Source organism: Polaribacter septentrionalilitoris (genome assembly GCF_009832745.1).
Lineage (GTDB): Bacteria > Bacteroidota > Bacteroidia > Flavobacteriales > Flavobacteriaceae > Polaribacter > Polaribacter septentrionalilitoris.
The window spans coordinates 112,974-137,778 of sequence record NZ_VRMJ01000028.1 but is presented as its reverse complement, the minus strand read 5'-3'; the positions used below and the strand labels follow the sequence as shown (position 1 = coordinate 137,778).

The window sequence follows — 24,805 nt, the reverse complement described above, 5'->3', positions numbered from 1 at the left end:
TCTGATTACAGCGTTTAGAAAATGGATATACTGTTAAATATTTTAGAAAATAAAAAGATTAGAGAGCAAATTACCATTTCTGGTTCTAAAAGCGAATCAAATAGATTGTTAATTCTACAGAATTTATTTTCTGAAATTTTGATTGATAATTTATCAGATTCTGATGATTCTGTGCACATGCAACATGCACTTTCCACAGATGAAGAAATTGTAGATATTGGTCATGCTGGTACAGCGATGCGTTTTTTAACATCTTATTTTGCTGTTAAAGAAGGTAGAGAAGTTGTATTGACAGGTTCTGAAAGAATGCAAAATAGGCCTATTGAAATTTTAGTAAATGCATTACAAGATTTGGGCGCTGATATTTCTTATGAAGATAAAGTTGGCTATCCACCAATACGCATTAAAGGTAAAAATATCACTAGAAACAAAGTTAAAATTAATGGTAATGTAAGTAGCCAATACATTTCATCATTATTGTTGATTGCATCAAAGTTAGCACAAGGTTTAGAAATTGAATTACTTGGAAAAATAACTTCTGTACCTTATATCAATATGACCTTGAGTTTGTTAACGCAATTGGGAATTGAAAATTCTTTTGAAAGAAATAAGATTAACGTTTACCCAAAAAAATCAATAGAGCAACAAACTGTTGTTGTAGAGTCAGATTGGTCTTCTGCAAGTTATTTTTATTCGATAATTGCATCTTCAGAAATTGGTTCTGTGATTCAATTATCAGCTTACAAAAAAGAAAGTTTACAAGGAGATTCTTGTTTGGCTGAAATTTACCAACATTTTGGAGTGGAAACGGTTTTTAAAGAAAACACGATCATTCTAAAAAAAGTAAAAGAAACTAACAAATCAACTTTAGAAATTGACTTAAAAAACGCTCCAGATATTGCTCAAACTATTGCAGTAACTTGCTTTTCTGAAGGGATTTCTTGTGATTTATCAGGTTTACACACCTTAAAAATTAAAGAAACAGATAGGTTGGTAGCATTGCATGATGAGTTAACCAAATTAGGTGCAACTATTGCTGTAACAGATAAAAGTTTACACTTAGAAAAATCATCAGAAATTAATAAGAATATTTCCATTAAAACGTATAACGATCACAGAATGGCAATGGCTTTTGCTCCTTTAGCATTAAAAGTGCCTATTCAGATTTTAGATGCAGAAGTGGTTACAAAATCGTATCAAAAATTTTGGGATGATATGCAACAAATTGGGATTAAAATAGATAAACTCTAAATTATATTGTCAAACACTTGACAACGCCTATTTCGATATCGTATATTTGCAGCTTTTACAAGAAACATACGTATGAAATTATCCAATTTTGAATTTGAATTACCAGAAGAATTAATTGCACAATACCCAGCAGAACATAGAGATGAGTCTCGTTTGATGGTGTTGAACAAAAAAGATGGAACTATTGAACATAAAATGTTCAAAGATTTAATCAATTATTTTGATGAAGGTGATGTTTTAATGTTAAACAATACCAAAGTTTTTCCTGCTAGAATGTTTGGAAATAAAGAAAAAACTGGAGCAAGAATCGAAGTTTTTTTACTAAGAGAACTAAATGCTGAAAACAGACTTTGGGATGTTTTAGTAGACCCTGCAAGAAAAATAAGAATTGGAAATAAATTGTTTTTTGGTGAAGACGATAGTTTAGTTGCAGAAGTTATTGACAATACAACTTCAAGAGGAAGAACGTTACGTTTCTTATTTGATGGTTCTTACGAAGAGTTTAGAGCAAAATTATTAGAACTAGGTGAAACACCTTTACCAAAGTTTATCAATAGAGAAGTTGAGCCAGAAGACGAAGAGCGTTACCAAACAATTTATGCAAAACACGAAGGTGCAGTTGCAGCGCCAACAGCAGGATTACACTTTTCTAAACACTTATTAAAAAGATTAGAAATTAAAGGAGTAGATTTTGCTGAAACAACATTACACGTTGGCTTAGGAACTTTTAGTCCTGTAGAGGTTGAAGATTTATCGAAACATAAAATGGATTCTGAGCAAATCATTATTCCAGCTGCATCAGCAGAAAAAATCAATAAAGCCAAAGCAGAAAAAAGAAGAGTTTGTGCGGTAGGAACTACTGTGATGAGAACAATTGAATCTTCAGTTTCTTCTAATCAGCAGTTAAACGAGTTTGAAGGTTGGACAAATAAATTTATTTTTCCACCTTACGATTTTAGTATTGCAAACGCAATGATTTCTAATTTTCACGCGCCAAAATCTACCTTAATGATGATGACTGCTGCATTTGCAGGATATGACTTTTTAATGGAAGCGTATCAAGAGGCGATTAAAGAAAAATATAGATTTTCTACTTACGGAGACGCTATGCTAATTTTAGAATAATTTTAAAATATCAGATCAATAATAAAAACTGATACTTAATTTAAGTGTCAGTTTTTTTTGATATATTATTGTTGTTTTTACTTGTGTTTCAACCAAATTAAAAGGTTTTAATAGTTAATGAAAGCTTGCCCTAAAACAAAAGTATTACCTTAAAATATATGTGTATTTTTGCATTTTTAATTTTAACAAAGCATCTTGAATAAAAAGAAAGACATCAGAGCATTAACCAAAGAGCAATTGCGCGATTTTTTTGTAGAAAATGGCGATAAAGCTTTTCGTGGAAATCAAGTTTATGAGTGGCTTTGGAACAAGTCTTTACACACTTTTGAAGACATGACAAACATTTCTAAACAAACTAGAGAAATGTTAGAAGAAAACTTTGTCATCAACCACATAAAAGTAGATTCGATGCAAAAAAGTGCAGACGGAACTATAAAAAACGGAATTAAATTACACGATGGTTTGGTGGTTGAGTCTGTTTTAATTCCTACAGATAAAAGAACTACAGCATGTGTTTCTAGTCAAGTGGGATGTAGTTTAGATTGCAAGTTTTGTGCAACTGCACGTTTAAAAAGAATGCGTAATCTAAACCCTGATGAAATTTATGATCAAGTTGTTGTTATAGACAAACAAAGTAGATTGTATCATAACCATAAACTAACAAACATTGTTTTTATGGGAATGGGAGAGCCTTTAATGAACTATAAGAATGTGTTAAAATCCATAGAAATGATTACTTCTCCAGAGGGTTTGGGAATGTCTTCTAAAAGAATTACAGTTTCTACTTCTGGTGTACCTAAAATGATTAGAAAAATGGCTGATGAAGAAGTAAAATTTAATTTAGCAGTTTCTTTACATTCTGCTATTGATGAAGTTAGAACATCAATAATGCCATTTAACAGCAACTTTCCGTTAAAAGATTTACGAGAATCTTTAGAGTATTGGTACGAAAAAACAAAACGAGCAATTACCTATGAATATGTTGTTTGGAATGGAATTAATGATAGAAAAGAAGACATTAAAGCACTAGTTGATTTCTGTAAATATGTGCCTTGTAAAGTCAATTTAATTGAGTATAACCCTATTGATGATGGTCAATTTCAACAGGCAAGTAATTCAGCAATTAACAACTATATTTCCAATTTAGAAATGCATGATATTACAGTAAACGTTAGAAGAAGTAGAGGTAAAGATATAGATGCAGCTTGTGGGCAATTAGCCAACAAATCTTAACATATATTTAGTTTTCTAAACAATCAAGAACTCTTAAAACCTTAGTAATAATACGTATTTTTGCAAAGTATTCTGATAACTAATCAGCTTTAATGAAGCCAGTAGAACTTATAAAACTTCCTATTAAAAATGAAATGGAACTCTTTGAAAAGAAATTCAAGGATTCTATGTTGTCAAAAGTTCCACTGTTAAATAGAATTACCTACTATATTGTTCGTAGAAAAGGAAAACAAATGCGACCAATGTTTGTTTTTTTGGTAGCAAAAATGGTGTCAAGTGGAGGTTTTGATGAAAGAACTTATAGAGGAGCTTCTGTAGTAGAACTCATTCATACTGCCACTTTAGTTCATGATGATGTTGTTGATGATTCTAATAGAAGAAGAGGTTTTTTCTCCATCAATGCACTTTGGAAAAACAAAATTGCAGTTTTAGTAGGCGATTTTATGTTGTCTAAGGGACTTTTGTTATCTATAGATAATGAGGATTTTGATCTCTTAAAATTGATATCAATAGCAGTTCGTGAAATGAGTGAAGGGGAGTTGCTTCAAATAGAAAAAGCAAGAAAACTAGATATTACAGAAGAGGTTTATTTTGATATAATTCGTCAGAAAACGGCTACCTTGATTGCTGCTTGTTGTGGAATTGGAGCAGCTTCGGTTGGGGCAAATAACGATACTGTTCAACAAATGCGAAAGTTTGGTGAGTATATTGGTATCGCTTTTCAAATAAAAGATGATTTGTTTGATTATTCTGATGAAAAAATAGGAAAACCTACAGGAATAGATATCAAAGAACAAAAAATGACATTACCGTTAATTCATACGTTGAATACTTGTTCTAAAAAAGAGAAAGCTTGGTTGATTAACTCTATTAAAAAATACAATAAAGACAAAAAAAGAGTGAAAGAAGTAATTGCTTTTGTTAAAGAAAATGGAGGTATTGAATACACCATTTCTAAAATGAATGATTACAAAAACAAGGCTTTAGCCCTTTTAGAAAACTATCCAGAGTCAGAATACAAAAACTCTTTATTAACTATGATAGATTATGTTGTAGAACGTAAAATCTAGTTTTTTTATAATTCTAAAAGTTCCTCTAAAAAATCTCTCTTGTTTGATAACCTTGGAACTTTGTGTTGTCCGCCTAACTTCTTTTTTTTCTTTAGCCAATTGTAGAAAAGTCCTTCTTTAGCAATATGAATTTTTGGTAATGCTAACGTCATGTTTTTATAACGTTTGGCTTCGTAATCAGAATTGATGGCTTTTAAAGCATTGTCTAAAATCTCAGTAAAATAAGCAATACTATCAGGTGCTTTTACAAACTCTATAATCCATTCGTGACCACCATTATCTTTTCCTTCCATAAAAATTGGCCCTACAGTATATTCTTTAATGATAGCCTCTGTTTTTTCGCAAGTTAACTTTAGGGCATCTTCAACATTTTCAATATTTAATTCTTCTCCAAATACATTAATATAATGTCGAGTTCTTCCAGTAATTTTTATTCGATAAGGATTTAACGAAGTAAACCTAATGGTATCTCCAATCATATAACGCCACAAACCACCATTTGTGGTGATAATTAAAGCATAGTCAATGTCTTTTTTGACTTCAGAAATCGGAATTGCATTAGAGTTTTCACCCTTATATTCAGACATTGGAATAAACTCATAGAAAATTCCATAATCTAACATCAATAACAATTCTTTAGAACCATTTCTATCTTGAATGGCAAAAAATCCTTCTGAAGCATTATAGGTTTCGTAATATTTAAAATCTGCTTTCGGAATGATTTTTTTGTATTGTTCTCTGTAAGGATTGAAGTTAACACCTCCATGAAAATACACTTCTAAATTTGGCCAAACTTCTAAAATATTGTTCTTCCCTGTTCGTTCTAAAATACGATGCAATAACACCAGCATCCAACTTGGTACACCAACTAAACTGGTGATATCTTCGTTGATAGTTTCATCAATAATGGCTTCCATTTTAGTTTCCCATTCGCTCATTAATGCCACTTCTTGACTTGGAGCAGAACTAAAATCGGCCCAAAAAGGTAAATTCTCAGTGATAATTGCAGACAGATCACCAAAGTAAGAATTGTTGTCTTTATATACTTCAGAACTACCCCCTAATTTTAAACCTTTACCTTTAAATAATTGGGTTTGCGGGTTGTTGTTAATGTACAAACACAGCATATCTTTCCCCGCTTTCATATGGCAATACTCCAAAGCTTCATCAGAAACAGGAATAAATTTACTCTTTGCATTTGTGGTTCCGCTACTTTTTGCAAACCATTTGATATGAGTAGGCCAAAAGATATTTTGCTCTCCTTTTCTACATCTTTCTATCAAAGGCTCAAAAGTTTCGTATTTATGAATTTTTACTTTCTTAGTAAATTCTTTGTAGGTTTTTATGGATGAAAAGCCATTCTCTTTACCAAACTCAGTGTTTCTTGCTGTATGTAAGAGTTTAAAAAGTAATTCTTTCTGAACATCATTAGGGTATTTTATAAACAGTTCCATTTGATGTTTACGTTTCTTTAAAAACCAAGAAATAATAGAATTGATAATCTGAAACGCCATAGAAAATTCGTAAGTTTGTTTGGTTCGATTTTAGAATTTCATTTTTAAAATCACCTGCTAAAAATACTAAAATTTGTGAGATGAACTACCAAGGAGTTTTAAAAAAAATGATGACCGAAAATGCTGAGGAAATTCAGTATTACTTAGACATGGGATCTGATTTTTTGAATATGAATCAGTTGTTAAACAAAGAGTTTACCATTTCTTTTGTAAAATATGAATGTTTAAATTGTCATTTAGATAAACCAATTTATAGACAAGGGTTTTGTAAATCATGTTTTTTTGATATTCCTCAGGCTGCAGATTGGATCATGAGGCCCGAATTAAGTAAAGCTCATTTAGACGAAGAAGATCGTGATTTAGCTTATGAAAAAAAAGTACAATTACAACCTCACATTGTATATTTAGCAAATTCAAGCAATGTAAAAGTTGGGGTAACTAGAAAACAGCAGGTTCCAACACGTTGGATAGATCAAGGTGCTCATGAAGCAATAGAAATAGTAGAGGTTCCAAACCGTTATTTAGCAGGAATTACAGAAGTTGCTTTAAAAGAACATGTTGCCGATAAAACCAATTGGCGTAAAATGCTAAAGAATGATATTGAAGATGAAAATTTGGTTGAATGGAGAGAGAAGTTGAAACAATACATTCCTGATGAAGCCAAGAAATATTTTATTGAAAACAATTCTGAAACCAATTTAAATTTCCCTGTAACAAAATATCCTGAAAAACCTAAAAGCTTAAACTTAGGAAAAACACCAACCTATACAGGTAAATTAGTAGGCATCAAAGGACAGTATTTTATTTTTGAAGATGAAACAGTCTTTAATGTAAGAGCAAATGAAGGTTTGGTTGTTGCTATTGAAGTCTAACCTGTTAATTGAATTATACAATAACGATTTCATAATTTAAAATCCTTAGAAATGAATAACAATTTATTAAAAGTAGCACTAGCACAAATATCTCCAGTTTGGTTAAACAAAGAAAAAACCATCAAAAAAATAGAGAAATCAATTTTAGATGCTACAAAAGAAAATTGTGAATTGATTGTTTTTGGTGAAGCATTATTACCAGGTTATCCTTTTTGGTTAGCGTTAACTGATGGCGCAAAATGGAATACAAAAACCAATAAAGAAATTCATGCACATTATGTTCGAAATGCTATTACGATTGAAAAAGGTGAATTAGACTCTATTTGTAAATTGGCAAAAGAATACAATATTGCTATTTATTTAGGAATTATGGAACGTGCTCAAAATAGAGGCGGACATAGTATTTATGCGAGTTTGGTGTACATCAATCAAGATGGAGAAATAAAATCTGTACATCGAAAATTGCAACCTACTTATGATGAACGTTTAACTTGGGCTCCTGGAGATGGAAATGGCTTGCAAGTTCATCCACTAAAAGAATTTATTGTTGGAGGTTTAAATTGTTGGGAAAATTGGATGCCTTTACCAAGAACGGCTTTATATGGTTTAGGAGAAAATTTACATATTGCAGTTTGGCCAGGTTCTGATCATAATACCAAAGATATTACACGCTTTATCGCAAGAGAATCTCGTTCTTATGTGATTTCAGTTTCTGCATTAATGAATAAATCGGATTTCCCAAAAGACATCCCTCATTATGATAAAATTATAAATAAGGCTCCAGATGTTTTAGCAAATGGAGGCTCATGTATTGCTGGTCCTGATGGAGAGTGGATTATTGAGCCTGTTATTAATAAAGAAGGATTACTTATTGAAACCATAGATTTTAATCGTGTTTTAGAAGAACGTCAAAATTTTGATGTAGTTGGACATTATTCAAGACCAGATGTAACCAAATTGCATATAAATAGAGAACGACAAAGTACAGTTTCATTTGATGAATAGATTTTAACTACAAATGATAAACAATTAATCAGTACTATGGTTTTTGAACAAAAAGAAATACAATTACAACCTTACCAAAGAGGATTTCATTCTATCACAGAAATTGTGATTCAAGCAATTCCTGAAATCAAAAAAATAGAAAAAGGATTTTTAAAGGTATTTATCAAACATACATCAGCAAGTTTAACCATTAATGAAGACGCAGACCCAAGTGTGCGTGTAGATTTTGAAAGTCATTTTAATACAATGATTCCCGAAAATGCGCCATATTATATTCATACATATGAAGGTTCTGATGACATGCCAGCGCATTTAAAAGCATCTTTATTAGGGAGTTCAGTTGAGATTCCTATTACCAATGGAAGATTAAATATAGGTACTTGGCAAGGTATTTATCTGTGTGAACACAGAAATTATGGAGGAGGAAGAAAATTAGTGTTAACTGCTTTTGGAGTTTAAAAATTTTTATAAAAAAAGCCCACAAAACTAATGTCTGTAGGCTTTTATTAATCAATCTACCAAGTGTAGTTTTTTAACTTTGCTTGACGTTTAATGGCTTTCACCATCACATTATCTAGCTGGTCTTTTTTATTCCCTTCTTTTTGCTTTTTGGCAATATAACTTCTTCTTTTTTTATCTAATTCTTTAATTTTTTTCTGAATTTCAGCACGTTCTTTTGCTTTCACTTTTACGTATGCTTTAATTTCAGCCTCCGTTTTATTTTGGAGTTCTTTTGGTAATTTTTTCTTTTCAATTTTTTTGTAATCTACTTTTTGCTTTTTATCAGCATCAACCAAATCCCAAGAAGAATTTTCATACAATCTAGAACTTTTAGAAATAGCACGCTTTACTTCAATTCCTTCATTTATTGAAAATGCATTTGCATCTTGTATTTTCTGATTTGAATATTTAGAAAACCCTTTGTTTCCATAATAGATGTAAGTTTTGTTCAATCTTCTATTTAAGATGATAATCTCATCATCATAAGGAGTTACAATATGTACTATTTTTTTATTGTGATTAATGGTCATATAATCTCCACCACCTAAATCTGCACCATCTTTCCATTTACCTGAAATTCCGTTGTTGTAGTTTCCACAGAAAATAGTGTTAATCAAAATATCTTTTTCTTTGGCTTCACTGATGGCTTCTTTATAATTGATTTTTCCCTGTGTAAAAGGTTCATTTCCAGCAATAAAAATAAGACGCAAATCATTTTTGTTTTTTCCCCAAGACAATTCTTTTAATGAAGTTTGAATTACTTGTCCGCAAAATTCACTTCCACCACTGGTTTTTAATGAAAATAGTTTTTCTGAGATTTCATCCAAATCGTTACTAAATTGTAAAACTTGTCTTATAAAACCCTCTTGACTAGGTAAACTTGAATTACCATATTCATATAGTGCAATTTCTAAATTTGGTTTTTGAATACCGTATTTTGCATAAGAAAGTTCGTTTATAATCTCCCAAAGTTGTGCTTTTGCTTGATTGATTAATCCGTCCATACTATTGCTTGTGTCTAATAACAAAGCCACTTTAATAGTTTGTTTTTTGGAAGATTTTTTTGTGTTCTTTTCTAAAGTAGTGCCATAAACAGTACTACTTATAAAGAGAATTGCGATAACTTTTAATACCAATGTTTTCATAATAAGATTGTTTTTTAGGTGTTACAGATGATAAATAGTTTGGTTGTTAAAGTTGATTCAATATTAATGCCAACTTTTTACAAAATAAACTTAGAATGAGTGAACGTTACTTTTGGATGAGTGAACAAGAACATGAATTAGTTATCGCATACTTTTTTTAAGATATCAGGCTGATTATGAGAAACTCTGTTTTTTTGGAAACTTTTTTGTGTGTATGTTTACAGTATTATTTTAATGATGACTTTAAAAAACAGCCTAACATATTTCCTTTTTTTCTTTATTCTTGGAATTTCAGCCCAAGAGAATTCTATAGCTGTACCTACAAAAACTTTTGAGGTAAAAGTAGTAGTTGAAGATAAAAGCACAGGGAACCCAATAAAAAATGCTGATATTTTTGCGGGAGGTAGCTACTACAATTACTCGCCAATATCTAGTAATTATATTATTAAAGCCAAAGTTGGCGATGAGATTAGAGTAACACATCCAGATTTTGATACAGTGTATTACACAATTAAATCTGATGAAGAAATTCGTGTTTTGGTTGAAGATTTTTATCCTAAAACTAAACCATACAAAAGCAATCAATCAAGTAGAAAAAAACTTTCAAAAGAATCAGATTTTTATCATAAGTATTTAGATTCTGCTAAGTTTTATAAGAAAATTGATATTGATAAGAGTTTGTCTTTTGTAGAAAAATCTTTAGAAAAGAAAAACTCTCGTCAGCGAAATTCAGCTTCATATAAGGTTTTAGCTGATGTGTATTTGTATTGGAAACAATATGATTTAGCGGTAAATAATTATAAATTATCGCTGCAAATTAAAACTTCTTTATCAACGAAAATTGCCTTAGCAAAAGCACAATTTTTATTAAGAGATTATTCAGCAAGCGAAACTACTTTTTCTGAATTACTAAAAGAAAACTTAAGTAATTATGAGAAAATTACAGTTTTAGAAGGTTTAGGTGATGTTCATTTTGTGTTAAAAAAATATAATAGTGCCAAAACCTATTTTAATGAAGCATTAGATTTGGCAAAGAAAAACTCAGTCACTCCAAAAATAACTGATTTAAATTCGAAATTGGCAGATGTATTTGCTGCAGAAGGAAATATACAACAAGCAAATTCGAGGTTTCAAAATTCATTAAATCTGGCTGCGAAAGAAAATGTAAATCGTGCTCTAAAAGAAGAAGAAAAAGTAGCTGATTTTTATAATTCTAATAGACGGTTTGATGACGAAATCAAACTAAGAAAAGAAAGTTTATTAAAAACAAAACAAAATAAATTATCTTCTAAAAAGTCTAGGGTTAATGATTCAATTACATCACAAAAAATCAACTATAAAATTGGTAATGCCTATATTTTAAAAGAAGATTACAAAGAAGCAATTCCGTTTTTACAACAAAGTATTCAAGACGCTGATAAAAAGAAAGATATTATAGTAGAAAAAGATGCAACTCGAAAATTATCAGAGGTTTATGCCACTGTTGGAGAGTATGATAAAGCCTTAAAAAGTTATGAGGATTATGTGAAATTGGTAGACGAATCTTATATTCAAAAAGAACAAGAAATTCAGCAAGTAAAACGTTTTTCAAAAAAAATTTCAGACAATCAAAACAGAATTGCAAGTTTAGAAAAAGATAAAGAATTGGCAGAAAGTAGAATGAATTTGGCCTACATAGATCAAAAATTATCTGAAGAAAGTAATCAAAGACAACGCATTATTATTTACTCTTTATTTGGTGGTTTTTTGCTGATGTGTTTGTTGGCTTATTTTATGTTTCGAAACATAAAACAACAAAAATTGACCAACAATTTATTGGCCTTAAAATCGATGCGATCTCAGATGAATCCGCATTTTATATTCAATGCGTTAAATTCTGTAAACAGTTTTATTGCTGTAAATGATGAACGTAATGCTAATAGATATTTGTCTGAGTTTTCAATTTTAATGCGTTCTGTATTAGAGAATTCAGATGAAGATTTTATTCCTTTACACAAAGAAATTGAACTATTAGAATTGTATGTAAAATTAGAACATAATCGTTTTAAAGAGAAGTTTGAGTATCAAATAGATATTGATGAAACTATTAATTTAGAAGACTTTTCTATTCCGCCAATGTTGTTGCAACCTTACATAGAAAATGCAATTTGGCATGGTTTGAGATATAAAAAAGAGAAAGGAAAATTAGAAATTTTGATTCATAAAAAAGATAAAGAATCAGTGGTTATTTCAATTATTGACGATGGAATTGGACGAAAAAAATCAGAAGAACTCAAAACAAAGAATCAATTAAAACAGAAATCAAAGGGAATGAGTACCATAAAAAATAGGATTGCTATTTTAAATGACATGTACAAAGAAAGAATTTCGGTTAGTGTTTTTGATTTGTTTGAAAATGGAGAAGGCACAAAAGTTGAATTGTTACTAAAGAAAAAATAATCAGGTTTAGTAATTCATAATAAATATGCTGATATTATTTTAAGGGTTATACAACGTTAGCAAACAAGTTTAGCCCTGATTGAAGCAATTGTTTGAGCTCTTTTTTAGTGTCAGTTCGAGTGGTTTTTCTGACAAAGGAAGAAAAATTGTATCGAGAACAAACTAAAAAAAGCGAGTGCGAAAAGCAGGAAATAGCTTCTGAATACTAAAAAAAATACGATGAAATTAAAAGCAATATTAGTAGAAGACGAACAAATTAGTAGAGATATTTTACGCAATTATATTGGTAAATATTGTCCAAATGTTACCATATTAGGTGAAGCAGAAAATATTGATGAAGCGTATCAGCTTATTCAAAAGCATGAACTGGATTTGGTGTTTTTAGATGTAGAAATGCCTTTTGGAAATGCTTTTGATTTATTAGAAAAAGTTGAAGATAGATCGTTTGAAACTGTTTTTGTAACCGCTTACGATCATTATGCAATTGAGGCTTTGAACAACCATGCAAGTTATTATTTGTTAAAACCAATTTCTATTGATGAGCTGATAAAAGCAGTAAATATTGTGACTGAAATTAAAGAAAAAGAAAACGAATTACAGCATCAAATTCTAACGCCAAAAACAAATAAAGCAGAAGCTAAAATTACCATTCCACAACAAGACGGATTTGAAGTTATAGACATTAATGATATTGTTTTTTGTAAAGCTGACGATAATTATACAGAAATTCATCTAGCAAATTCTAAAAAATTAGTTAGTAAAACCTTAAAGTATTTTGAGCAAGCTTTAAGCGAATATACTTTTGCTAGAATTCATAAATCGTATTTGGTAAATGTAAATGCTATTATAAAATACAAAAAAGGTAAAGGAGGTAGTGTTGTTGTTTCAAATGGAAAAGAAATTTTAGTTTCTGCATCTCAAAAGAGTAATTTATTGTCTTACTTTAAGTGATTTTTCTTTAGTTTTACAAACTAAAGAATTAAAAATATGCCCATTATAAAACCCGTAAAAGGTAAACATCCTCAAATTCCAGAAGATTGTTATATTGCAGAAAACGCCACTATTGTAGGTGAAGTTTCTCTTGGTAAAGAATGTAGTATTTGGTTTAATGCTGTACTTCGTGGAGACGTACATTTTATCAAAATTGGTAATAAAGTTAATATTCAAGATGGTGCTGTAATTCATGCTACGTATCAAAAATCACCAACAACAATTGGTAATAATGTTTCTATTGGGCATAATGCTATTGTGCATGGTTGTACAATTCATGACAATGTTTTGGTGGGTATGGGGTCTATTATAATGGATGATTGTGTTGTAGCATCGAATTCTATTATTGCTGCAGGAGCAGTAGTTACTAAAAACACCAGAATAGAAGCAGGTAGTATTTATGCAGGTGTACCCGCTAAAAAAGTAAAAGATATATCAGAAGAATTGATTTCTGGAGAAATTGATAGAATAGCCAATAATTATATAAAATATTCTAGTTGGTTTAAAGAATAAATAGAAAACCCGATTTCAATTAAGAAATCGGGTTTTCTTTAAAATTAATCAACCAAAACTAATTTATTTTCCGTCTTTCATTTTTCTTCTTTTTTTCATTTTTCTCTTTTTCGACATCATTTCTTTTCTCTGCTTCATTTTTTTCATTGCCATCATCTTTCTTCTTTTCTGCATTTTTTCAAACTTCTCGAATTGTTCTTTGTTTAAAATGTCTTTCATTTTATTTTTTATCATAATTCGATTATCTAACTGCTTGTTTTGCATAGTATAAATTTCGTCAGCAGTTGGTTTTTGTTTGTTTTTTCTTGCCTCTTTTCTTTTTTCCATTGCTGCCTTTCTCTCAGTGATTTGTGCCATTAAAATTGGTTTGATTTGTTTTTGCTGTTTTTCAGACAAATCAAAAGCTAGAGTCATTTTTTTAATTGCCAAATTGGTATGTTGTTCAGTAGTTAAATTTGGTCTTTTTTGTTTTCTGTTTTTTTGTGCTTGCGTGGTAAATGTTACTGCAAATACAAAAACTAAAATTGTTGCTAAATTTTTCATAATTATAAAGTTATTATTTGTTATTTTCATTTTTAAGACCTTAGAAAATTAAAAAGGTTTAATTTGTTTTTATATTTATTTGTTCTTTAGTTGTTGATAGTTAGGTAAATAAAAACTCGATTTCTATAACGGAAACCGAGCTTTTTATTAACTAATCAACCAAAATTATTAATAGTAATTTTTAATTACACTTCTTTGACACATCAAAAAAGAAATAGTTTAAATTTGCATTATACATTAACAAGACTTTAACTTTATAGCTATGCGTTACATATTTTGGATACTTTTTTTTGTTTCTTATTTAGGTTTTGCTCAAACAAAACAACAAGATAGTATTCGTGTAGATTTAAGCAGTCCTAATGCTACTGTCTATACACATTTGTATTTTTTGCAATCAGATTCTTTTGAGCCTAAAAAAGCAGGAAAAACTATTTTAGGATTATCTGAAGAAAAAGCGATTCAGAAAGCTATTAAAATTAAGCAAGTTTTAGACGGAAAAGGGTTGTTTGTAGATTTTAACAAAATTCCTAATAATCCAAATTATAAAGATACCATAGGATATTCATCATATTATAAATACATATTATTTCCTCAGAGAATGCCTCAAATTTATCTAGAAAAAGTAGGAGAGAAGTGGTATTACTCAACAGAAACAGTAACTAAAATTGAAGATTTATACAAAGAAGTTTTTCCTTGGTATGTGCAAAAATTGCAAACTATTATTCCCGTTTCAGGACATAAAAAATTATTAGGGGTAGAATTGTGGCAATTTGTTGCCTTATTACTTTTGGTGTTTTTATCCTATATTTTATTTTTAGTGGTAAAAAGAATTGCTTTTTTCATTTTGAAGAAAATTCAGCATCAAATCACAAAAAATACAAATCTCGAGGTTGATAAAGTGTTGAAAAAACTAGCACATCCTCTAAGTTTATTGTTAGTAGTTGCTTTTTTAGATAAAATTTTTCCTTCTCTACAATTTGGATTAGATGTAAATACTTGGGTTTTTCTAGTGTTAAATATTGCAGAAACTGTTTTTTGGATTTATGTATTCTTAAAATTAGTACAAGTAGTAATGCACATTTATGCTGAGTTCACAGAAAGAACACATAGTAGGTTAGATGATCAATTGGTACCAATATTAAACAGTTTTTTTACAGGAGTTGTAATTGTTGTTGGGCTTTTTAGACTGTTAATTCTTTTTGGAGTTGATGCTACTACGATGTTGGCAGGAGCAACAATTGGAGGTTTGGCTTTTGCATTAGCCTCTCAAGATACTGTCAAGAATTTGATAGGCACAATTATGATTTTTCTTGACAAGCCTTTTCATATTGAAGATTGGATTGAAGCAGGAGAAGTTGTGGGTACAGTAGAGAAAGTAGGTTTTAGATCTACTCGAGTAAGAGCAGCAGATACTTCTGTGTATCAAATACCAAATAGTAAATTATCTGAAATTGTAATTAATAATAAAGGTTTACGATTGTTTAGACGTTACAACACCAATTTAGGATTGCGTTATGATACACCTCCAGAACTCATTGAAGCTTTTGTAAAAGGGGTAAGAGAAATTGTAATCTCTCATCCAGAAACGCGTTCAGACTCTTTTAATGTTGAGTTTACTGGCTTTGGTGATTCTGCACTCTTGATTATGGTAAACGTTTATTTTAAAAGTTTGGCTTGGGGTATTGAGCAATCTTCTAAACATAGATTGCATATTGCTATTGTAAAATTAGCAGCAGAATTAGGAGTTGATTTTGCGTTTCCATCAACTACAGTTACTATTGAACAGTTTCCTGAAAAGAAAGGATTGTTGCCAAAGTACGATATTAATGAAGAACGTATTAACGGAGCAATTGCTAAAGTTTTAGAAGAATTTAAAGGAGAGAAATTTGAAAGTGGTGATGCTTAATGGTTAATAATCTAACCAATACTTTCCTTTTTTAATGGCATTTTCTATAGCGATATTAAGGTCTTCAGAAATCCAATTTGGTAGTTCTTTGGCATCTGTTAAGTTTAATAAAGAGAGTATACCGTTTTTTGATTTTTTTGAAACCAACAACAATACAGGGAAGTTTGGTTCGTTTTCTGAGTTTTCAGAATCTTTTAGAAATGAAATGGATTCAAAAACATCTAAAATATTGTTCCCCCAATTGTATTCTAATTCTCTAAAATCTAATATTACAGCATCAGGATCAAAATTAATAAGTCCAGTAATTGTGTTTGTAGTTATAAATTTTGCATGATTTTTACCTAAAGAACCATTAGGATAGTTTCCAGAAAAAGAAACAATTAAAACATCAATTCTATTTTCATTTTTATCAACCATAAAATAGTTGCAATTGATAGAATCTGGAGTCTTAAGATTTCTTTTTGATATCAAATAATTCATTCTTAAAGATAAAAAAACCTCATCATAATTGATGAGGTTTTGTATATAAAAAATTGAGTTTTTTATTTAGGTTCTAGAATCATATCAATTCTATCAACTACATCTTGTAAGTGGTATCTTCTTAAAGTATTACCACTATTCATAGCTCTTTTAGCATCTCTTTGCAAGCGTTTTAATTCACCTCTTACCACAGATTTAACATCAGATTGGTTGATTGTAATTCCACTTCTTTTTAAATAACCACGATTAAAACCTCTTTGATCAGAAGCTTTATTTAGTAAGTAATCTAATCTATCTAAATGAGCTCTTTGTAAATTTCTTCTATAGGTATCTATAGAACGTCCAGAGTAAATTTCACTCCAAACACCTTTACGTAAATCACTCATCATGTTTACTAATGTGTAAGCTTTAGAAGAACCATTTAAAGTTTCGTTTTCAATCATTCTAGCCATTCTACCAGCATCTAAAATATTGTTTAGCGTTCTTGCTTGTAAACCTCTTACTCTTTCTACAGAGCCAGAAAATTCTGTTTTGCTAAAAATATTTTCGTCTAACATCCAGTTAGGAGTTTTAAACAATTCATCCATTACAAATTGTAATGCTTCTTTTTGTTTTGCTTTATCTACATGTGTATATACAGCTCCTTCTTGGTCAGATGTTTTGTAATATTCGTACACACCACCAATGTTTGCAGAAACATGACCCATATATCTATTAAACTGACTTAATAATTGGCCATACATGGTAGATAATTCGTCATAATTTTGTCCTTTTTCAGAAGTCCATTCTTCTAATCTAGGTAAAATTCTTTTTAAGTTTTTAATACCATACATAGAAGCTTTCATAGCATCATCTCCTAAATCTTCTGTTTGAGAACTAGGGTCTACAACACCACCAGCTTGTTGGTGCCCAAATCTGTACATTGGGTCTCCAGCATGTTTTAAAATCCAAGAGTCTAAAATTGGTTTTTCTTCTTTAGCAGTTTTATCTAAAATAGGTCTATAACCCCAAGCAATTGCATACTTGTCATACACACCAATGTTTGGCATTAGTGCAACACCCTTATCTTCTGGTTGAGCAACGTAGTTAAAACGAGCATAATCCATAATAGAAGGTGCAGTTCCGTATTTTTTTGTGAAACTTGCAGAACGTAAAGAATCTACAGGATATGCAACAGAGCTCCCCATATTATGAGGCAATCCTAAAGTGTGTCCTAATTCATGAGAAGATACAAAACGTATTAAACGTCCCATTACTTCTGTTTTAAATTCGTTTCCACGTGCATCTGGGTTAATAGCTGCAGTTTGAATAAAGAACCAATTGTGTAACAATGTCATTACATTATGGTACCAGTTAATATCAGATTCTAAGATTTCTCCAGAACGTGGATCACTAACGTGAGGTCCATTTGCATTTGGTATTGGAGAAGCTAAATATCTAATTACAGAATAACGTACATCCTCTGGACTATATTCTGGGTCTTCTTCTTTAGTAGGCGCTCTTTTACCAACAATTGCATTTTTAAAACCTGCAGCTTCAAAAGCCACTTGCCAATCGTTTACACCTTGTATAATATAAGGAACCCACTCTTCTGGTGTTGCTCTATCTACATAATACACAATTTGTTTTTTAGGTTCTACAAGCTCTCCTCTTTTAAATTTTTCAATATCTTCATCTTTAACTTCTAAACGATATCTGTCTAAATAAGTAACTGTTTTACTTTTTTGAGCTTTTAAACCATAATCTGTTTGTCCTCTTGCAAACCAACCAACTCGCTCATCAAAATATCTACGTTTCATAGGTACTTTTGGTAATAATACCATAGAATTACTCATTTCTAAAGTTATAGATCCAACACTGCTGTTAGATGGCGGTCTATTAGCAAAATACGTTTTTACGTGTCTTATTTCAATGTTTTTCGGGTAACTAGTTACTCTATCTATATAAGATCGAGATTTATCCATTCTAGTGGCTTGGTAACGTTTTCTGTAGAAGTTAGGAAAACCTAAAGGTTTAACATCTGTCGAAAATAATGAAGTTGCATCTATAACTGTTGCAGTAGAATCTTTACTAAATGCTTTTATTGGAAAAGCAAATAAAATAGGTTCTAGATTAGAATTAACAACAGCCTCATGTACAGGTAAAATAGTGTCTGCAACTACATTATGAGAAACAACTCTTAAAAGTATTTGTTTGTTCTTCTTTTCCCAACGTAAAACTTGAGTGTTTGTTTTTCCACCTCCAAAACCAATACCACTTGCTGTTTTAGCAATTCTTGTTACCATAAGCATTTCTCTTTTTAACAAAGAGTCTGGTATTTCAAAAAGGTAAGTGTTTTCTTTTTTATGAACTTTAAATAAGCCATCATCAGTTTTATGGTCTTTAGTAACCACCTTACTATAAGGTTGAATACCTCCTTTTTTGGCTCTAGGTTTTGGTTTTTGTGTGGTTTTAGCTGGTGCTTTCTTTTTTTTCTTCCAGAATTGCGCATTTGACTCTGAAGAAAAAGCAAAAACCATAGCAACTGCTAACAGTTGCGGTAGTATTTTTTTTATCATGATAATTAATTTGAATTGAGGGTCGAAATTAAGCAAACTAAAAAAATAGAAGTCTTAATGATATGTTAAAGAGATTGTTTTTATATTTTTTTATTTAAAAAAACTTTTTAGAAAGCCTACCCTTTTCAGTTTCAATAGATAAGATATAAATAGAATTTGATAAGGTTTTTGTTAGTTTGTACACAAAAAAAAGCACCCAAAAAAGGATGCTTTAATGAATTGGGGAAATACTTTTTCTTTTCTCTTATTACATTCTATCTTTCCATATTTTGTGATATGCAGGATTTTCTTTTTCTCCTTTTTTTAATGCTTCTATAGCAAGATCAAAAGCATTGAACAACTCATTACCTTTAATAATTTTAAAAATTGCTTCTTCTGGACCAAAAGTGTATTTTCCGGCTTGTTTTAAAGATTTGGCATTTGTAGAAAAATCCATTGTAAAGAACATTCCTTGAGTTCTGTAAGTTACGTTTCTAGAAAATGCAGATATTTTTACCACAGGATTTAAACCTTCGCTTTTTAAATCAAAATCTAAATCTACTGTAACAGCTATTAGGCCATCTAGATTTAATTCTTTCATCATTCTTTCGTTCATATAATCTCCGGCAAAGGTTGTTTTAATATCTTTTAGCATATCCATAGCTCCAGTTCTTAAGAAACGTTTTGTACCGTAAGCTCCTTTTTCTACAAAGGTTTTTGTAACTGTATCTAAAATGGGCTTCATTTCTTTGTATGCGCCTGTGTTTAAAACATTTTGAACAGGAACTACGTTTACCCCTTTTTTATGAAGTCTAGCAGTAAATTCATCATATAAATTATTAACAAATTTTTGCCATGTTTCATCTGTTAAGTTAGGGAACCATTTTTTGATAGTGGTTTTAGTGGTGGTAATTACTTTATAGTCTAATTTGTATTCTGTTTTAGTTGATGTGGTAGTTTTTTCTTTTTGCAAATTACCTCTAACCACAAAAGATGAAATACCAATATTTTTCATTTTATCTAAAGGAGGATGTGTATAAGGGTTTCCTTTTATAATGTTTACATTATATTCACCTTCTACGGTTTTAAATTTACCTGAAGCTTTGGTATTTTTATCTTTACTAAAAGAATTACCAATTAAACTACCTCCAGCAATATCTCCTTTAGCTAAGAAAGGAGTAAAGTCTGAAAAAGTTGATGTTTTTTGAATAACACCAGCAGCTGTGTTATAAATCATTTCATACTTTACTCTAGTAACTGATAATGTATTTTTCTTTACAATTGGTAATGGTGAATTTTCAAAATTTTTGAAAGATTCTTTAGGTATTGTAATTGTGTTTTTAGCTTTTGATGGATATAAATGTGTTGGAACTTTTAAGCTCATGGCGTTTATAATCATCTCTATAAAAATCTCTGAATTAGGATCTGCATCGCCACCTTTAAGTTCTATAACAACATCTTTTGTACCATCTATGATAATATCTCCACCTTTTGGAACACCATTTACAGAAATAATTTCTAGTGGTGCAGCAGGAGCAATGTCTATATTAATTTTATCTCCAGAAGAACTTGTTATTTCAACTTGTTGAGTTCCTCTTTTATCGGCTGAAAAGCCTTTAAAATATGTGCCCATTCCTGCTTTTTCGAGTTTTGTTCCGTTTAGTTTTACATCACCATCTGTATCTGTAAAACCAATACCGTTATAATTTAAAAAGAAAATAGAAACTCCATCTCCACAAGTCTCCCAACCTGGTGTCTTTGTTGCAAAATCTACTTGACTTTTAGGGATTAACCCTTGCGCATAACCAATAGATAAGGCTACATCTTTTAAATCTGATTTCGGTTTAGCTTTTATGAGGGCACCAGTTACTTTAGAAATTAGTTTCATCGGTTTTAATTTTTTAAAAAACCCCTCTTTATGTACATAACCACATTCATATGCTTTCTTCTCTTTTTTCTTTAAAAAAGATTGCCCGTTTATTGAAAGGAAGCCAAATAGCATTAATGCTAAAAGAATCCTGTTTTTAATTGTTTTCATGTAAAATTGTTTTTTAGGTTGATGTTACTTTTACAAAAATAACACTGATATAATTTTCTAGAAATACGGCATTTGCCTTATTTTATAAAAAAAAGCATTAAAAGCTGTTTTAGCTTTTAATGCTTTTTAAATTATTTTGATCTAAATATTGTAGATTATTTTATCTTCAATTTAAATTCACCATCTGTAACATCCACTACGTCAGAAAAATCTGGATTTGAAGTGTCAGACCAATCTGGTGCAACAGCTTTAAATGTAAAAGTTCCTTCAATATATGTGTCATTTGATGCAGTAATTGTTATGGTTCCATGAGTTGTGTTTGCTGGTGCAGAATTGCCACCATCTGTACCGTAACTTTTTACTGCATTTATAGTATAGCCAAAAGAAACATTAGAACCATTGGTGTTGTCTTTAATATCATAAGTACCAATACCGTTAAATTTATTAGTAAATAAAAAACCAATTCCATTTGTAGTTTCATTTTTAGCAACAAACTGGTATGTTGTATTTCCTGCAACCGAGAAAATTTTAACATAAGAAAATAGAGGGTCATCTTTAGATAAAAAATCTACTCCGTTAATTTTACAAATTAAATATTGGTCTTGATTCGGGATTTTTAATGTATCTTCTATTGTCTCTTCTGTATTCTGTCAAGAAGAGAAGAAAATTGAAATACAGATTATTGCCGTAATTGTTTTTAAAAAAGTTTTCATATTTGTTTTTTTATTGTTTTATAATTTTTCTTGAAAATGTGCTTACATCAGTTTTAACTTGCAATACGTAGATGCCATTTGGTAAATGAGAAGTACCAATTGTATTATTTTTTATAGAGGAATACATTACTTGTTTTCCTAGTACATTAAATATTTTAATCGATTTTATTTGTTGATTATCAACCTTAATGTTTAATATATCTGATGTTGGGTTTGGATAGACACTAACTTTAGCAAATTGATTTAAAGTTTCTTCTTCAAGAGATAAAGCGCTTTCTTCTAATATCCATAGTTCGTTTCCTGTAGTTCCATCATTTGCTGTAAAATAGAGTACATTTTCACTAGTAAAAAAATTGCTTGGGTTACTACCATTTCCATATTGATTTGTAGATGGATTGATGTCTTGTAATAAAACAGTTCCTGTTTCTGTTCCATCAGATTTCCATAACTCTCTATTTTGGCTATTATCTCCTGCACCAAAGATTACTAAATCACCAAAACTTCCTATTTCTGCTATATTTGCATTACTAGAACCAGATTGTATATCTTTAACTATTTCAGTATCAATAACACCATTTGCTTTCCAGAGTTCATATCCAGAATCACTAGTGTAAGCAGCAAAGTACAATTTACCTTTAAGGTCTTTAAAATAAGAAGGATAGCTGCTTGCTGTTCCTGGGTTAATATCAAAAACTTGCTGAATTGTACCAATATATGTTACAGCCCAAAGTTCTGTTCCTTTTTTGTTAAAGTTAGAGGTGGATTCACCAGAAAAATACAACTCTGTATTGTAGATAATGTTAGGTCCACTTCTATCACCAATATCTCTAGAGCCTCCCAAAGTAAAGTTTGATGGGTTTTTTACAGATTGTTTAAACGTACTTGCAGTAGTTCCATCTGACTCCCATAAATTTGAACCACTACCATCATAAGCAGAAAAATATAGTTTTTTTAAGTATGGATGAAACGTTAAATACCGAATGTTAGCACCACCATTAGGATTAATATCTTTAACCATCTCAGTTCCTGCTTCTGATCCATCTGATTTCCATAATTCCAATCCGCTAGTTCCATCGTTTGCAGTAAAATAGAAATGAGTGTCAGCAGCAGTTAACTCTACATTAAAAACACTACTTTCAGGTAATCCGTTAATATCTTTTACTAGTTTGGTGCCAGCTTCTGTTCCATCGCTTTCCCAAAGTTCGTTTCCGTTAATGCCATCATCAGCAAAAAAGTAGAGTTTATTATTAAATGCTATTAAAGCCATAGTGTTAATTCCATTTTTAGCATTAGGATTGATATCTTTTACAATAGTAGTTCCAGCTTCTGTGCCATCAGTTTTCCATAACTCTTTCCCTTTATCTTTAGATGTTGCAAAAAAGTAAACTTCTGAATTTAACATTGTAAAATTAGAAGGGTTACTATACAATTGGCCTGGATTAATATCTTTTAATAAAGTCATGTTGCCAGATTCTATCATCCAAAGTTCTCTACCGTTTAAACCATTATCTGCAGAAAGTAATATTTTATCTGCAAATTGAAAGTGTTTTTGAGGATTGGAAGATCTGTTTCCTTGCGTATTAATGTCTTTTAAAAGTTGAGTACCAGCTTCAGTTCCATCAGAAATATACAATTCTTTACCTAACCAATTTCCATCAGATGCTGTAAAAAGTGCTTTTCCGTTTAAATCGATGATGCCTTCTATATTGTTGTCATCAAATTCTGGATGTATGTCTTTAACTAAGCCAGAACCAATAGCAGTTCCATCTGTTTTCCATATTTCATAACCAGCCTCATTATTTGCCTGAAAAAATAATTGGTTACCAACAACAGCATATTCATTGTTATGAAAAAACTCAGAAGTTGTGGTTTCAATTTTTTCAGAACCGTCAACTGTTCCATCAGAAACCCAAAATACATTACTGTAGGTGAATACATGAATTTTAGAGTTGAAGATAACTATAGCTTTTGGGTTGCTTTCTAACTCTAACAGTTCAACAGTTCCTGCTGTGTTTCCATCAGATTTCCAAAGTTTTGTACCATTGGTAAAAAATAATTCGTTATTGTAAACTTTTATTGGGGTGTTTGTAGAAAAAGAATTTCCAGAACCAGGATTGATGTCTTTAACCATTTCTGTGCCAGTTTCTGTACCATCAGATTTCCAGAGTTCAAAACCATTTGTACCATTGGTTGCAGAAAAGTATACAGTTCCATTTAAAGCGGCAAAATTATTTGGGTAAGAATCTTTATTTGAGCTAGGGTAAATGTTTTTTACTAATGAAACTGTCATTCCATCAGTTTTATATAATTCTTGGCCAATGCTAAAGGATGCCTCTCCAGAAAAATAAATCTCATTTCCAGATTTTATAAACCTTGTTCCTCCAAAAACAGGATAATTGGCAAGTTTAACAGTACCTGCTTCTGTACCATCTGTTTTCCATAATTGATTATTTGCTGAAAAAATTAAAACCCCAGAAATTTCATCATGTAAATAAGGTTGAGATCCTGCAAAAGTTTTTATTTTTTCTGTACCAGCTTCTGTGCCATCAGTTTTCCATAGTGCAAAATTTGCTGATTCATCATTTGTAAAGAAAAACAACGAGTTTAAAGCAATTTTAGCTTCAAAATTAAAAGGGATGCCGCTTTCATCTCCTGATACAAATTCTTTGAATAGCATTGTACCAGCTTCAGTTCCGTCAGTTTTCCATAATTCAGTTCCATGAATACCATCATTTGCAGGAAAGTAAGCTTGATTGTTAAAAACAATTTTATCTCCTGGAGAACTAGAATTATTTCCTTTATTAATATCTAAAACTAAAGTAGCTTGTGCATAGCTATTAGCTGCAACAAATGTTATTAATAATAGTAGTAGTTTTTTCATTTTTATAGTTTTACTTAGTAAAGGTATTTACATATAAAGAATAAAAATA

At 30.5% G+C, this 24,805-nt stretch carries 18 protein-coding genes; 11 read left to right on the top strand and 7 right to left on the bottom strand.

The genetic code is table 11. The features are described 5' to 3' along the window. Positions 1-21 precede the first annotated feature (21 nt). From FP421_RS06560 to FP421_RS06545, 4 genes are all read left to right on the top strand, one after another. Positions 22-1,251 carry a 3-phosphoshikimate 1-carboxyvinyltransferase gene (locus FP421_RS06560; RefSeq protein WP_159948827.1) on the top strand — a complete coding sequence of 410 codons (1,230 nt, stop codon included), beginning with the start codon at positions 22-24 and terminating at the stop codon, positions 1,249-1,251. A gap of 72 nt (positions 1,252-1,323) precedes the next feature. Next, positions 1,324-2,376: a tRNA preQ1(34) S-adenosylmethionine ribosyltransferase-isomerase QueA gene (gene queA / locus FP421_RS06555; RefSeq protein WP_159948825.1), complete on the top strand. Its 1,053-nt coding sequence runs from the start codon at positions 1,324-1,326 to the stop codon at positions 2,374-2,376. Between the two features lie 195 nt (positions 2,377-2,571). Next, entirely contained in the window at positions 2,572-3,609 is a 1,038-nt protein-coding gene (gene rlmN, locus FP421_RS06550) for a 23S rRNA (adenine(2503)-C(2))-methyltransferase RlmN (RefSeq protein ID WP_159948823.1), read from the top strand. Between the two features lie 92 nt (positions 3,610-3,701). Then, positions 3,702-4,679 (top strand): polyprenyl synthetase family protein, encoded by a 978-nt coding sequence (locus tag FP421_RS06545; protein WP_159948821.1) that lies wholly within the window; start codon positions 3,702-3,704, stop codon positions 4,677-4,679. Between the two features lie 5 nt (positions 4,680-4,684). Here the strand turns inward: FP421_RS06545 and FP421_RS06540 are convergent, their stop codons facing one another. Beyond that, complete coding sequence (locus FP421_RS06540) at positions 4,685-6,193, bottom strand: GH3 auxin-responsive promoter family protein (protein ID WP_159948819.1); 1,509 nt, start codon at positions 6,191-6,193, stop codon at positions 4,685-4,687. An 80-nt stretch (positions 6,194-6,273) separates the two neighbouring features. On the opposite strand from FP421_RS06540, the gene FP421_RS06535 reads away from it, so the two are divergent. From FP421_RS06535 to FP421_RS06525, 3 genes are read left to right on the top strand one after another with little or no spacing between them, the layout of a single operon-like run. Beyond that, positions 6,274-7,065 carry a DUF2797 domain-containing protein gene (locus FP421_RS06535; protein ID WP_201288805.1) on the top strand — a complete coding sequence of 264 codons (792 nt, stop codon included), beginning with the start codon at positions 6,274-6,276 and terminating at the stop codon, positions 7,063-7,065. Between the two features lie 51 nt (positions 7,066-7,116). After that, entirely contained in the window at positions 7,117-8,070 is a 954-nt protein-coding gene (locus tag FP421_RS06530) for a carbon-nitrogen hydrolase family protein (protein WP_159948817.1), read from the top strand. Between the two features lie 36 nt (positions 8,071-8,106). Then, positions 8,107-8,529 carry a secondary thiamine-phosphate synthase enzyme YjbQ gene (locus FP421_RS06525; RefSeq protein WP_159948815.1) on the top strand — a complete coding sequence of 141 codons (423 nt, stop codon included), beginning with the start codon at positions 8,107-8,109 and terminating at the stop codon, positions 8,527-8,529. 56 nt (positions 8,530-8,585) lie between these two features. Here FP421_RS06525 and FP421_RS06520 read toward each other — a convergent pair whose 3' ends face one another. Further along, complete coding sequence (locus tag FP421_RS06520) at positions 8,586-9,716, bottom strand: vWA domain-containing protein (RefSeq protein ID WP_159948813.1); 1,131 nt, start codon at positions 9,714-9,716, stop codon at positions 8,586-8,588. A 234-nt stretch (positions 9,717-9,950) separates the two neighbouring features. Between FP421_RS06520 and FP421_RS06515 the strand changes: the two genes are divergently transcribed. From FP421_RS06515 to FP421_RS06505, 3 genes are all read left to right on the top strand, one after another. After that, positions 9,951-12,155: a tetratricopeptide repeat-containing sensor histidine kinase gene (locus tag FP421_RS06515; protein WP_236548061.1), complete on the top strand. Its 2,205-nt coding sequence runs from the start codon at positions 9,951-9,953 to the stop codon at positions 12,153-12,155. Between the two features lie 219 nt (positions 12,156-12,374). Continuing rightward, entirely contained in the window at positions 12,375-13,106 is a 732-nt protein-coding gene (locus FP421_RS06510) for a LytR/AlgR family response regulator transcription factor (protein WP_159948811.1), read from the top strand. 36 nt (positions 13,107-13,142) lie between these two features. Beyond that, complete coding sequence (locus FP421_RS06505; RefSeq protein WP_159948809.1) at positions 13,143-13,658, top strand: gamma carbonic anhydrase family protein; 516 nt, start codon at positions 13,143-13,145, stop codon at positions 13,656-13,658. A gap of 63 nt (positions 13,659-13,721) precedes the next feature. On the opposite strand, the gene FP421_RS06500 is transcribed toward FP421_RS06505, so the two are convergent. Then, entirely contained in the window at positions 13,722-14,201 is a 480-nt protein-coding gene (locus FP421_RS06500; RefSeq protein ID WP_159948808.1) for a hypothetical protein, read from the bottom strand. A 262-nt stretch (positions 14,202-14,463) separates the two neighbouring features. Here FP421_RS06500 and FP421_RS06495 point away from each other — a divergent pair, with 262 nt between their 5' ends. Beyond that, positions 14,464-16,107, top strand: coding sequence for a mechanosensitive ion channel family protein (locus tag FP421_RS06495; RefSeq protein ID WP_159948807.1), 1,644 nt, complete (start codon positions 14,464-14,466; stop codon positions 16,105-16,107). Positions 16,108-16,110: 3 nt separating this feature from the next. On the opposite strand, the gene FP421_RS06490 is transcribed toward FP421_RS06495, so the two are convergent. The 4 genes from FP421_RS06490 to FP421_RS06475 all read right to left on the bottom strand — a co-directional run bounded on the left by FP421_RS06490 (position 16,111) and on the right by FP421_RS06475 (position 24,756). Continuing rightward, positions 16,111-16,587: a hypothetical protein gene (locus FP421_RS06490; protein WP_159948806.1), complete on the bottom strand. Its 477-nt coding sequence runs from the start codon at positions 16,585-16,587 to the stop codon at positions 16,111-16,113. Between the two features lie 62 nt (positions 16,588-16,649). Continuing rightward, a complete protein-coding gene (locus FP421_RS06485) occupies positions 16,650-19,145 on the bottom strand; it encodes a zinc-dependent metalloprotease (RefSeq protein ID WP_159948805.1) in 2,496 nt (831 codons plus the stop codon). Positions 19,146-19,392: 247 nt separating this feature from the next. After that, entirely contained in the window at positions 19,393-21,162 is a 1,770-nt protein-coding gene (locus tag FP421_RS06480) for a hypothetical protein (protein WP_159948804.1), read from the bottom strand. A 723-nt stretch (positions 21,163-21,885) separates the two neighbouring features. After that, entirely contained in the window at positions 21,886-24,756 is a 2,871-nt protein-coding gene (locus FP421_RS06475; RefSeq protein ID WP_159948803.1) for an ELWxxDGT repeat protein, read from the bottom strand. Between the last annotated feature and the right edge of the window lie 49 nt (positions 24,757-24,805).